Here is a 12,081-nt window from a genome sequence, read left to right as displayed (position 1 = left end):
TGGCTGCTCGGGTTGATGGGCTTGGCAGGCTTGCTGGGGCTGTGGTGGCTGGGGGTCAAGGTGTTTGGCGAGGCGGACGGTTTGTCGGCGCGCTTCTCGCTGGCGGCCACCGCCGGCAGCTTGTGGGAGCTGCTGGGGCGTGGTGAGTTGTACCTGCACGTTGCGGTGAGCCTCAAACGCATCTTCGTCGGCTTGTTCCTGGCGTTGTTGGCAGGGGTGCCGCTGGGGCTGCTGGTGGGCAGTTCGCATAATCTGGAGGCCGCGACGACGCCTGCGTTTCAGTTTCTGCGGATGATTTCACCGCTGTCCTGGATGCCTATCGTGGTGATGCTGATGGGCGTCGGCGACCAGCCGATCTACTTCTTGCTGGCCTTTGCCGCCGTGTGGCCGATCATGCTCAATACCGCTGCCGGCGTGCGCCAGTTGGACCCGCGCTGGCTACAGTTGAGCAAGAGCTTGAGCGCCACGCGCTGGGAGACGTTGCGCCGGGTGATCATTCCCGGTGTGGTAGGGCATGTGCTGACGGGCGTGCGCCTGGCCATCGGGATCTTGTGGATCGTGCTGGTGCCGTGCGAAATGCTCGGAGTCAGTGCCGGGTTGGGCTACTACATTCTCGACACCCGCGATCGGTTGGCGTATTCGGAGTTGATGGCCATGGTGGTACTGATCGGGCTGCTGGGCTTTGCGCTGGATGCGTTGGCGCGCTGGCTGCATCAGCGGTGGGTGCATGCGCGTTGATAAGGTTCATTGGGTATCTTGACCCGTGGCGAGGGAGCTTGCTCCCGCTGGGCTGCGAAGCGGCCCCAGCTCTTGGTTTGAAAAGACTGGGCCTGCTACGCAGTCCAACGGGAGCAAGCTCCCTCGCCACGAGGTGTTGGCTGGGTTTAGGGTTTCATGTAGATCTGGAAGTCGCCCGGCACATCTCCTGGTTTCAAGGGCTTCATGGGGTCGGGCAGCTGACGGGTGTCTTTGAGGCCGATGGACTTCGTGATGCCCGGGTTGTCGAATACGCCGATACCGATGGCGCCTGTCAGCTCGGCCAGGCCCGGAACGCCCTCGGCGGTGTTCATGTGAGAGGCGCCCACCAGGGCAATCCATTTTTCGGTGCCCGAGTTGGCCTGAATGACCTCCGAGGCGTGGTAGTTGAACTCCTGAAGCCGTTGTACAGAGCCGGAACCCGCGGTTGTGGCGCCATAGAGCGCCTTTACGTCCTTGTGCCGCGTCAAATAATAGTGGTCCAGAGGCAAGACCTCGATGCCCTTGCTTTCAAATAGTTTTTTAAGCTCCTCGAATGTCGGGCTGGTGCGCGGCATCTGTTTGCCGAGCATGCCGATGCCGTCGTCCACCAGGCCGTAGGGAGGCAAATCGATCAGGCCTTCGAAATACACCTTTTTTACGTTTTGGCTGACAAGCGTATCAATTTGCTGTGCCAGCAATTTGAAACTGGCCATCTGATCATGCTTCTCCCCAAACACGATCCCATCCGCAGCTTGCAAGGAACGGGTAATCAGCTCGGGTATTTCGACCTCTCCCGCCAGGGACGGCAGCGTCGGGCGCGGCACTGGGTTGAGGGCTATCTCGTCATAAAATTCGAACATGTCATCCACGAATTTTTTGAAGGTTTCATCTTTTCCATCACCTCGAATGAAATGGCCGGCTTCCAGTTTGCCTTTCGTGGCTTCCGAGTAGCTGCCTTCGGGCAATTCCTTGCGGGTAATTTTGGGCCGTTGACGCAGGCCACTCTGGTGATAGGGATGAACGCGGTGTGTGCCCGGGGTGTGGGTGTTGGGGCTGGGCGCCAATGTCTGCAGGGCCGAGAAGTCCTCAAGGGGGGAGCCGTAGGGCTGCATCTTGTCTGCATCGAAGGCATACCATTTACCGTTGAGCAACACGGCACTGCCTTCGACGGTGTGCTCGCCCAATTTAAAGGTCCCGTTGGCGGCTGACTCAAAGTGTTTGCCGGCTTCGAGCAAATCCACGCGGGTGGCGGTGCCGCGCAGTTTTTTAATGCCCTGCGCGGCAGTGCTCAGCCCGCAAGTCAGTAGTTTTCCAGCCCCCACCCAGAGATCGCCGGTGCCGCTCAGAGGGTTGAGTTCACCCAGGGTGGCGGTGCCGAAGATTTTTCCGACCTTGAGCACTTTGCTGACGGCGGAGCCGCTACTTTTCAAAGCTTTGAGTACCTTGCCGCCAGCCCCGAGGCCGGCCGTGACAAGCGCAAAAATATCCAGCGTCAAGTCGAAGGCGCCTGCACCGTAGTGACCGGCGCGGAAGTTGACGATGGCTGACCTGAGCGGCACAAGGTCCAGCAGAAAATCGGCGACGGCTGCTTGCTGCCCTCGCTCTACGTCATAGGAGGTAAGCCCCCGCGCCTGTTGCTCGAGGCCGAGGGCCGCGACGTAAACCTCGGCGATGTGCTGGCTGCGTTCGCTGGAGAAGCTTTTGGGGACACCGGGGCTAATCCTGACGTCCTGTAGCGTTTGCGCATTTTTGCCTTGCGGCTGCACCCGTTCGGCCTGGAACAGGGTGCTGCCGTTTCGGCTACTTTTGAGCTCGTTGAGGTTGGGCCGCTTTGTCAGCAAGCCCTTTTCCGGGTCCAGCGCATAAAGATGGGTTTCTTTATTGCGCGTGACTTTCAGCAGCAGGCGGTTTTTTTGCTCGGTCAGTTCAGGGGCATCGAGAAAGCCCGTGCCGATTTTGTAAGTCCCTTCCTTGTAAAACTCGAGCTTTCCTTGTTCAAGATTTTCCCGATCCTCCAGCGGCAGGTTGGCGATCAGGTATGTGACGAGTGTCTGGTGGAGTTGCTTTTGCGCGTCCAGCACGGAGTTGAATGCCTGCAGGATGTTTGCGTCTGCGCTCCGGCTGAACGTATTGAAGCGCTTGAGCGGCACGGCTTTATCAAAGGTTTGCCATTCTTCGCCAAGGGGCAGTGTGTGTCCCTCCATGATGATGTCGAGCATTGAGCGTGCACCCGGGTTGAACTCGCGGTGCTTGATCGACAGTACTCGTTTCTCGAAGACGTCATCCGCCACATCCGGGAAATGCGCCTTTAGCGCGGCCAGGGCCATGGCCTTGCGACTGGGCAGTGCGTCACCCAGTCGGCTGGAGGCAATATGCAGGGCGTCCTGTTGAGCGTTGAAGGCAGTTTGCGCACCGGCTATTTCTTCGCTGTCGTAGTGATCGTCATAGCGCTTGGGAAGGTGACCGTTGCACACCGCCCAATCGATCAGCGCGTTAAGCAGGGTCGTGTCGGCGGGTGGAATCTGCGAGGCGTCTGCATCGATCATGACCTGGGCATAGGTTTTGTGGCGGACCGAACCGGGAGCTTGGGCTTCCTGTGTAGCCACATTGATGCAGAAGTTGGCCCATGCCTGGCTGCCACAGACCACCTGAGGGGGAATGTCCTTGACCAGAAATTCGGGCGCCCGGGTTGCCAACAGCAGGCGGGCCGCCAACTGGCCCCTACCTTTTGCGGTCCTGGCTTGCTGTTCCAGATGGTGGGCCAGTTCATTGATCACTTCTGCGGCGGATTTGCCCCAATGGCGCTCGCTTGCAAGGTCGAAATTGGCCACTCTGTTGCGATGGGGCGTGTTGATCGATTCGGGGTCAAGACCAATATGGATCGCCGCCAGCACATAGTCCGCCACACTGGTATCGGTCTCGATGCCGTCAAGTCGGGTCCGTATGGCGTTGCCCAATACCCGCGCCTGGGGCGTCTTGAGCAGGGTTTCCACAGCCTTGTCCAGGTTGGTTAGTGCCTCAGTGGACAACGGCTGTAGGTTCATCAGGTAGTCCAGCGCTCCGGCACGCCCCAGCCGAGTGAAGCCGGGCAGGTTGGGCGTATTGTCGGTGACCAGGGTTTCAATGGCGCGTTGCTGTTCGATACTCGGTGGAACGGCCCAGGACAAGGCACCGCCGAGATTGCCCAAGGACGGCAAGGTCGGGCGGCTATCGATCGGAAGACGCTCCGTTGGAAAAGACGTCTGGCCTGTAATGGATTGCGGCAATGCAGGTGGGGAGAGCGGCGAAGGGCTTATGAGCATTGGCGTTAACACCTGTGTTCGTACCGGAAAGATGCACCTTCCCTAGGTCGATCCCTAGTGTCAGGCTACTCTTCTGAGGTGTTGAAAACAGGTGTTTGGGTTCCAGCGCCAGGCGGTTGAGAGTGTAAGAGCCGATCTCACGGAGCCAAACGTTTACATCGCCTGTAACATAGGCGCTGGCCGACTCACCGATCCGTCCCCGTTAACGGATAGATCGCGGCGTTACAAAGTGGACATACTCTCTAGGTTCAGGAACCCGTCATGACCCAAAAGCAACGTTTGAAATATTCCATTCTGATTTCCCTGATCGTACTGGCGACCATGCTTGGCCTGTCTCACCTGCAGAACACTGGGGTTATCAGCGAGAAAACCTTCCAGTACATCGCCATTGCCGTGGCAGTGATCGTGGTGGTCATCAACGGCATCATGCGGCGCAAGGTCAAGCCTGGCTTCTGATCTCGCGGCGAGATTCAAGCGCGGCCGTCGAGCACTTTGGCAGCCTCTTCATGCAGGCTGTAGCTTTTGTCGGCATTGAGGGTGAGCACGCCCTCGCTGCACAGGCGCTTGAGCACCTCGCGCACGCTGAGAAACGACAGCGGAATGCCCAGCTCGAGCAAATGGCTGTGCACGCCACGTACCCCGAGGGTGCGCTGGTTGTCTGCGGCAGTGAGCAGGGCGTCGATGACTTTCAGCCGGATCAGGCTGGTGCGCAGCCCGAAGTATTTGAGCAAATGGCGAATGCGCTGGTTGCCTTGCTGTTCAGTGGCTTTGCCAAGCGCTTGGGGGCCGGCGCTGAAATGGGCATCGGCAGCCGGTGAGTGTCCGTCCGTGGGCAGTTGCGAGTTGTACATGCAAAAAACTCCTTATCAGAGCCTGATCAGGAAAAATGATGGCGCTCTTAGCCAATAAGACGAACGAGCGACGTAAATCATGAAGCGGCAGATGTAGAAAATTTGTCGGTATCACGTTTGTCACAGGTCAAACGCTGCAAATCACCCATGCCGTGGCTAAATTGTTCCCGGCGGGATGCGTCCTTAGGGTGGGGAGGTTTCCCGCGTGTTGTTCAATTTGACTGTGGAGCTTGCGTGATTATTTTCAACGGGTGGGTGAGGGTGTGCCTGGCAGGGGCATTGCTGGGGTCGAGTCTTGCTGCATCGGCACGCGAGCCGCTGGCGCAGGCATCCGCAGAAATCCGCCGCACCACCTACGGCGTGCCGCACATCCGCGCCCAAGACGAGCGCGGCCTGGGCTACGGCATCGGCTATGCCTATGCCCAAGACAACCTGTGTCTGTTGGCCAACGAAGTGGTCACCGTGAACGGCGAGCGCGCCAGGTTCTTTGGCCCGGAGCAGGCGACGCTGGAGGAGCGTAACAACCTTGCCAGCGATATCTTTTTCACCTGGCTCAACACCCCTGAGGCCGTTGGCGCGTTCTGGAAGGCGCAGAGCCCGCAGATGCGCCAGCGCATGGAAGGTTATGTCGCGGGTTACAACCGCTATCTGAAAGAGCAGGGCGCACCCGCTCAGTGCCAGGCTGACTGGGTTCGACCGCTGGTGGTGGAGGATCTGGTCAAGCTGACACGCCGACTGCTGGTGGAAGGCGGCGTCGGCCAATTCGCCGAAGCCCTGGTCGGCGCCGCGCCACCTCAAGCCACGGCGCGTGTGCAACCTGGCACAAAAGCCTTTGAGCTGGCCGCAGCCCATCAACAGCGCTTCAACCTTGAACGGGGCAGCAATGCGGTGGCGGTTGGCCGTGACCGTTCGTTCAATGGCCGTGGGATGCTATTGGCCAACCCGCATTTCCCTTGGGTGGGCGGCATGCGCTTTTATGAGATGCACCTGACCATTCCAGGCCAACTGGATGTGATGGGGGCGGCGCTGCCAGGCTTGCCGGTGATCAATATCGGCTTCAACCAGCATGTGGCGTGGACGCATACGGTCGACACCTCCAAGCATTTCACCCTGTATCGCCTGACGCTCGACCCCAAGGACTCCACGCGTTACCTGCTCGACGGCAAATCCATCCCCTTGGATAAAACCACGCTGACGGTGCAAGTCAAACAACCCGGCGGTGACCTCAAGGCGCAGACGCATACGGTCTATAGCTCGCAGTTCGGCCCCGTGGTGCAATGGCCCGGCAAACTGGACTGGGACAGCCGCTACGCGTTCAGCCTGCGCGACGCCAACCTGGGCAATGACCGCGTGTTGCAGCAGTGGTACGCGATGAACCGCGCCGCCAGCCTCCAGGAACTGCAGACCTCGGTGCATAGCCTGCAAGGTATTCCGTGGGTCAACACGCTGGCCGCCGACGACCAGGGCCAGAGCCTGTACATGAACCTGTCGGTGGTGCCCAACGTCAGCGCCGCCAAACTCAAACAGTGCAGCGACCCACGGGCCGGCCTGCAAATGATCCTGCTCGATGGCGCCCACAGCGCCTGCGCCTGGGACATCGACCCGCGCGCGGCCCAGCCCGGCATCTTCCCCGCCGACCAATTGCCGCAACTGCAACGCAGCGACTACGTGCAGCATGCCAACGACTCGGCATGGCTGGTCAATCCCAAGGCGCCGTTGACCGGGTTCTCACCAGTGATCAGCCAGGACAACATCGGCCTCGGCCCACGCGCGCGTTTCGCTGTGCAGCGCCTGCAATCCCTGGAAAAACAGCCGATCAGCGTGAATGACCTGCAAAATATGGTCATGGACAACGAGGTGTACCTCGCCGGCCAAGTGATGCCCGACCTGCTCGAATTCTGCGCCAAACATCTCGGTGCCGACGCCACGGCCTTGCAGCCACTGTGCGCCAGCCTGAAAAACTGGGACCAGCACGCCAACCTCGACAGCGGCCTGGGCCTGGTGCACTTCATCAATCTGGTGGATCACCTACAGCAAATCCCCGATGCCTGGCGCGTCGCCTTCGACCCAGCCCAACCGCTGACCACGCCGCGTGGCCTTGCCATCGACCGTGCCCCCGTGGCCAAGGTCTTGCGCGAAGCCATGCTCGCGTCGACGGCAGCCGTGAGCAAACTTGGCCTGAGCCGCTGGGGCGACATCCAAGTCAGCGGCCAAATCCCGATGCACGGCGGCCCGCAACACCTGGGCATCTACAACGCCATGCAAACCGTGCCCCGCGCCGACGGCAAACGCGAAGTCATCAGCGGCACCAGCTACCTGCAAATCGTCACCTTCGACGACAAAGGCCCCCAAGCCCTCGGGCTGTTGGCGTTCTCCGAATCCAGCAACCCCACCTCGCCACATGCCAAGGACCAGACCCAAGCCTTCTCCGATAAAAAACTGCGCCCACTGCCATTCACCGACGCCCAGATCAAGGCCGACCCGCAGTACCAGGAGCAACGCATCCAGGAGTAAGACAGCCCCGCAACCCCTTGATGCCAATACGAAATATTTTTGAAATCAAGGGGTTGCAGGCAAAAGCAAATGAGTACATAATGGCGCCCATCGAACGCAACGAGGCATTAAAAACCTCAATGTATTCAATGAGTTAGAGTAGAGGCAGGGTTCTATAGCCCACTCAAGTTTATATGCGGTGAGTGCCAGTGGTAAGGGCATTGATCGTTTGAGGCCGAGTAGCAAAATGGTTATGCAGCGGATTGCAAATCCGCCTACGCCGGTTCGATTCCGACCTCGGCCTCCACTCTCGAAAGCCCCGCAGCCATTAGGTTGCGGGGCTTTTTTTGTGCCTGTGGATTTGCTCGGCCAGACATTGGGATAGTTATCTGCGGTTTTGGCCGTACACTTAATCCGGGCCTCGCCATTGTGCGAGGCCTTTTGCTTTGCGCCGTTCGTCCAGTGCCCGGCACTCGCTACAACTCATCAGACTCCCATCTTTAAGCGCGGATATCCTGTGCGTTAGAACGGAGAGCCAGCATGGAAATCAACGAGAACGCCCCGGACAATCAGGCAGGGCACGATTCGAAGCGCGATGAGGATGGTATTCCATTGCCTCCAGACGATGACGCGCCTCTTGAAGAGGACATGTCGGATGTAGACGCTGCTGATTCAGTGGCGAGCGAGCATCCCGACAACTGAAAATGTGTAATGCGTCGAGCCCGGCCACCGCGCCGGGTTTTTAATTGCCTCGAATTTACCTGTAGTCAGGACAGCCCCAGGCAGGACTGGGACGCTTGCATGCGACTATTCGAATCTCGCCTTTTCTATATCTCCGTGCTTGCTTTGCAGGTAAATCGTATAGGGCAAGAGGAGGGTGTCGGCAATTCCAGACAGCCCCATATCCAGCGCAATTAATGACGCAGATGGGTATCCGTCAAAGCCGGTGCTCCGGCGTGGTGCTGCATCGAGTGTGCAGTAATCAAAAACGGCACCGCTATAAATTCTCGGTACCGAATCGCAGTGAGATTTCCAACGAGCAAGTTTATTGCTCGCGACCATGTCGTCTCGGAAAGTGGTGTTGATGGTTCCACAGCCTGTAGCGGATAGCGCTGCTATAAGCATTAGCGCGTTTTTGAGCTGCACCATATTGGCTTCCTGCCAGAAATTTTCAGGTTAACCGAAGTCGCGATGTCTGTAGCTGAATGTACAGACCCTGTTGGCAGCTGGTTACGGCCTTGAGCGCCTGGGGTTTTATGTGGCAGGCGTGTCTGTTCCTGCTTCACGCAGAGGTGGAAGCAGGAAGTGCGCCTTTCATTTTCTGCTTAGTGAGCCTTGAAAGAGGACGTTCAATGAAAGTGAAACTTGCGTAAGAAACCGCACCGATCCCCAATACAATCAATGCAAACGTCATCCAGTCACTCAGGTTAAAGGCTAACTGAACTTGAATCAGCAGGCACATTACAAGCACATGGCACAGATAGGTGGAATAGGACCAGTCGCCTAGCTGCCGAAGGAAACCAATGCGCGAGAAGTGTCGCTCTTGAGATACGGCAGCGATTAAAATGACGGCGCAGGGCAGGCCAGATCGGAATGGGTCATGGTTGACTGGCCCGTAGTCGGTTATTTTCCATAGAGCGATAGCTGTCATTAGCGCTGCAAGTGTTGTCGGTATCTTCTGAATAATTCCTTTCTGATAGGCGTAGGCGATGAAGATGCCGAATAAGAACTCATAGACGATTTTGTTCGTAAAAAAAACAAAGTCGCCACCCAGTTCGGGTATGGCTTTTCCAAGCAGAAATACGCCAAGGACGATGGCGGGTATTCTGAACTTAGCAGGAGCGAAGAGAGTAAAAAAGAAGATTGCATAAAATGCCATTTCGTAATTTAAAGTCCAGCCGACCGTAATGATTGGGAATAGCCCAATCCCGGACGGATTCTGCGCTGGAATAAAGAACAAGCTTTTAATCAAGAATATAGGGTCGTACAAGGTCAGGGGCACAATGCCTGGTGCAAAAATCAGCAAGGCAGCCGTGATAAGCGTGAATAGCCAATAGGCGGGTGCGATCCTTACGATTCTGTGAAGGGCAAACACCATGGGTGTCTGATTTTTTCCTGAAGCGGATAGATAAATGACAAAGCCGCTAATCACGAAAAATAAATCAACGCCGATAGCGCCGTACTTGAATAACGCAATTGAAACAGTATCGGTAAGTTTGAAGTTGTGCGCGATTTGCATGTAGTGATGAAGGACAACAAGCCATGCAGCCAAAGCTCTGAGTGTCTGTATTGAATTGAGCATCCGTTGGATCATCTGCGCAAAAAGAACGCAGTATACCCGAAAAATCTTTCAAGGCCCGCCGCGCTGGATACACCGTATTGACCTGTTTTATGTGAGGTCACCGCGCACTAATGCTGGCTCTCTATCATTAATGCTCGACAGACCGGTTGATGAGCGCGCTCGTATGCCTGTGACGCTTTCCTCGTTGTCCGCAGTGATCATCATAAAACCGCTATACCGCCTGAGCCGTCTTCAGCCCTCAGCAACCGACGTCGATAGGCATCAATCGCCCAAAGCAACCCGATTACGCGAATGTAAAAATTTTTTTCACCCCTCTTGAAATTTTTTTCGGCGCACATAAATTTTCAGCACGCGACGCCGAATGCGGGTCGCGCACTTAATCACTTGGATTTAGTCAGGAGATTTCGAGATGGCTACTACCCTTTCGCTGGCCCCTTTGTTCCGTCAATCCGTGGGCTTCGATCGCTTCAATGACCTGTTTGAGTCGGCGCTGCGCAGCGAGGCTCCAAACACCTATCCGCCTCACAACGTGGAAAAGCACGGTGACGACGAATATCGCATTGTCATTGCCGTAGCCGGACTCACTGAAGCGGATCTGGATATCCAGGTCGAGAAGGGCGTCTTGACAGTCGTGGGTGACAAGCGTGAAACCGACAAAGAAGTCACCTATCTGCACCAGGGCATCGCGCAACGGGCATTCCGGTTGTCGTTCCGCCTGGCAGATCACATTGAGGTGCGTGGCGCTTCGATGAACAACGGACTGTTAAGCATCGACTTGCTGCGTGTGGTGCCTGAAGAGGCCAAGCCTAAACGCATCACGATCGGTGGCGGGAAAGAACCCGAACTACGTCAGGTAAGCTTGCAGTAAGTCAGTGGTAATAAAAAGGCGCTCTCAGGAGCGCCTTTTTTTGCTCCGGCGTAACGACGATGCGCTGACCACGTCGACCGCGTATCACGCCAGGCTTTGTACGCTGGCCGCCCGATTGATGCGTTCATTGACAAGCAGCGCAACACCACTCAGCACAATGAAGCTGATCGCCAACGTCATCTGCAGGTCAAACGGGCTGAGGTTGACCAGGGCGCTGATCAAGCCGCCGCCGATGAAAATAATCGTATTACCCGCCGACGCCGAGGCCCCGGCGTTGTCCGGGAACAGCTCCATCGCTCTGGAGGTGGCGGCGGGGCGGGTGATGGTCGTGCCTGCGGTGCAGATCATCATGGGCACCAGTACGGTCAGGGGCGTCAGGCCATAGAGATTGGCCAACAGCAGCATCGTCAGCCCCGCAAGGAATATCAGGCACAAGCCCGTGCTGATTTGCGTGGCTGATTCCATGCGCTTGCTCAGTACGCCGGCGAGCGTGCCGCCCATGACGTAGGCCGCGCCGTAGAGCAGCAGCATCAGCGAGAATTCGTAGTTGCTCATGTGCAACTGTTCAAGGAACACCAGGGGCGAGACCACGATGAACGAGAAGTGGCAGGCAAATACGATGGCGCAGATCAACCAGTACGCAATGAAATTGAAGTGACGGCACAGCTGCCGGTAAGTTTTGAAGATATTGAGATTCGCCCCCGCATTCACGATGGGCGGGTTACGCAGTGACAGACTGGCTTTCACAAACACCACGATGGCAATGGCGGCGAACACGTAGAAGCTGCCCTGCCAGTCCAGCCACTGTTGCAGCACGCTACCCACCAGCGGCGAGATCGAAATGAAAATCCCGCTGGCCGTCACCATCAGGATGCGCAAGCGGTCGCGCTCCTTACCCACAAACAGGTCTTGTACCAAGGCCTGGGACAACACAAAACAGCCGCAACCTACCGCCTGAACCACACGAAATATCAGGAAGGCTGCATAGTCCGTCGCCCAGACGCAGCCCAAGGCGCCCACAACCGAAACGGCCATACCGCCCAGCAGCAAATTCTTGCGACCGAGTGCGTCAGACAGCGGGCCGATCAGCAATTGCGAGAGGGAGATGCCGATCGCAAATACGCTGACAGACAATGCAATGTCTGAGGGCGTGGTGTTGAAGTGCGTTGACAGCGCCGGGAACGAAGGCAGGAGCACGTCGATCGGAAATACGCCCAGCATGACCATGGTCATGAGGAGCACGACGGCGGCGACTTTGCTGGTCCGGTTCGAACGATCCGTTGTCTCAGGCATCAATCAGTCCCGCCCAGCTTCATCATTCACTTCGTTTAACGGGCTTTAGCCGTGATAAGGCAGTGCAGCTTGGCAATTTTTTTCGATTCGAGGCTAGTTGCTTTCATGAGTGTTACTCCTGATAGTCAGTTGAGTGTCGGGTCAATGCGACAATCGCAGCCTAGTCAGAGGTACTGCGTTATCAATCGAGTGGGTGGGTTTTATTCTTCGCGTATCCCGGTTTTCTGGCGCAAT

The 12,081-nt window shown here is 57.1% G+C and carries 10 protein-coding genes and 1 tRNA gene; 6 read left to right on the top strand and 5 right to left on the bottom strand.

Annotation, left to right across the window (positions count from 1 at the left end):
- The first annotated feature begins 15 nt into the window (after nucleotides 1–15).
- Nucleotides 16–738, top strand: coding sequence for an ABC transporter permease (locus JBE38_RS06700; RefSeq protein WP_205344017.1), 723 nt, complete (start codon nucleotides 16–18; stop codon nucleotides 736–738).
- A 146-nt stretch (nucleotides 739–884) separates the two neighbouring features.
- Here JBE38_RS06700 and JBE38_RS06695 read toward each other — a convergent pair whose 3' ends face one another.
- Entirely contained in the window at nucleotides 885–4,040 is a 3,156-nt protein-coding gene (locus JBE38_RS06695; RefSeq protein ID WP_205343934.1) for a membrane-targeted effector domain-containing toxin, read from the bottom strand.
- A 261-nt stretch (nucleotides 4,041–4,301) separates the two neighbouring features.
- Between JBE38_RS06695 and JBE38_RS06690 the strand changes: the two genes are divergently transcribed.
- Nucleotides 4,302–4,496 (top strand): hypothetical protein, encoded by a 195-nt coding sequence (locus JBE38_RS06690; protein WP_161547902.1) that lies wholly within the window; start codon nucleotides 4,302–4,304, stop codon nucleotides 4,494–4,496.
- A gap of 14 nt (nucleotides 4,497–4,510) precedes the next feature.
- Here JBE38_RS06690 and JBE38_RS06685 read toward each other — a convergent pair whose 3' ends face one another.
- The gene (locus JBE38_RS06685) at nucleotides 4,511–4,891 is read right to left on the bottom strand and encodes a fe2+ zn2+ uptake regulation protein (protein WP_205343933.1); all 381 of its coding nucleotides are present in this window, start codon (nucleotides 4,889–4,891) and stop codon (nucleotides 4,511–4,513) included.
- A 234-nt stretch (nucleotides 4,892–5,125) separates the two neighbouring features.
- Here JBE38_RS06685 and pvdQ point away from each other — a divergent pair, with 234 nt between their 5' ends.
- From pvdQ to JBE38_RS06670, 3 genes are all read left to right on the top strand, one after another.
- Nucleotides 5,126–7,405: a bifunctional acylase PvdQ gene (gene pvdQ, locus JBE38_RS06680; RefSeq protein ID WP_205343932.1), complete on the top strand. Its 2,280-nt coding sequence runs from the start codon at nucleotides 5,126–5,128 to the stop codon at nucleotides 7,403–7,405.
- A 212-nt stretch (nucleotides 7,406–7,617) separates the two neighbouring features.
- Nucleotides 7,618–7,691, top strand: a tRNA-Cys gene (locus JBE38_RS06675).
- Nucleotides 7,692–7,924: 233 nt separating this feature from the next.
- Nucleotides 7,925–8,086 (top strand): hypothetical protein, encoded by a 162-nt coding sequence (locus JBE38_RS06670; RefSeq protein WP_205343931.1) that lies wholly within the window; start codon nucleotides 7,925–7,927, stop codon nucleotides 8,084–8,086.
- 105 nt (nucleotides 8,087–8,191) lie between these two features.
- Here JBE38_RS06670 and JBE38_RS06665 read toward each other — a convergent pair whose 3' ends face one another.
- Entirely contained in the window at nucleotides 8,192–8,533 is a 342-nt protein-coding gene (locus JBE38_RS06665; RefSeq protein WP_205343930.1) for a YceK/YidQ family lipoprotein, read from the bottom strand.
- Nucleotides 8,534–8,666: 133 nt separating this feature from the next.
- Nucleotides 8,667–9,686: an acyltransferase family protein gene (locus JBE38_RS06660; protein ID WP_205343929.1), complete on the bottom strand. Its 1,020-nt coding sequence runs from the start codon at nucleotides 9,684–9,686 to the stop codon at nucleotides 8,667–8,669.
- Nucleotides 9,687–10,095: 409 nt separating this feature from the next.
- Here JBE38_RS06660 and JBE38_RS06655 point away from each other — a divergent pair, with 409 nt between their 5' ends.
- On the top strand, nucleotides 10,096–10,554 hold the full coding sequence (locus tag JBE38_RS06655; protein WP_060752735.1) for an Hsp20 family protein: 459 nt from the start codon (nucleotides 10,096–10,098) through the stop codon (nucleotides 10,552–10,554).
- Nucleotides 10,555–10,638: 84 nt separating this feature from the next.
- Here JBE38_RS06655 and JBE38_RS06650 read toward each other — a convergent pair whose 3' ends face one another.
- On the bottom strand, nucleotides 10,639–11,847 hold the full coding sequence (locus tag JBE38_RS06650) for a multidrug effflux MFS transporter (RefSeq protein WP_205343928.1): 1,209 nt from the start codon (nucleotides 11,845–11,847) through the stop codon (nucleotides 10,639–10,641).
- Nucleotides 11,848–12,081 lie beyond the last annotated feature (234 nt).

Source organism: Pseudomonas sp. ICBG1301, assembly GCF_016918385.1.
Lineage (GTDB): Bacteria > Pseudomonadota > Gammaproteobacteria > Pseudomonadales > Pseudomonadaceae > Aquipseudomonas > Aquipseudomonas palleroniana.
This window is presented reverse-complemented; position numbering and strand designations above follow the sequence as displayed.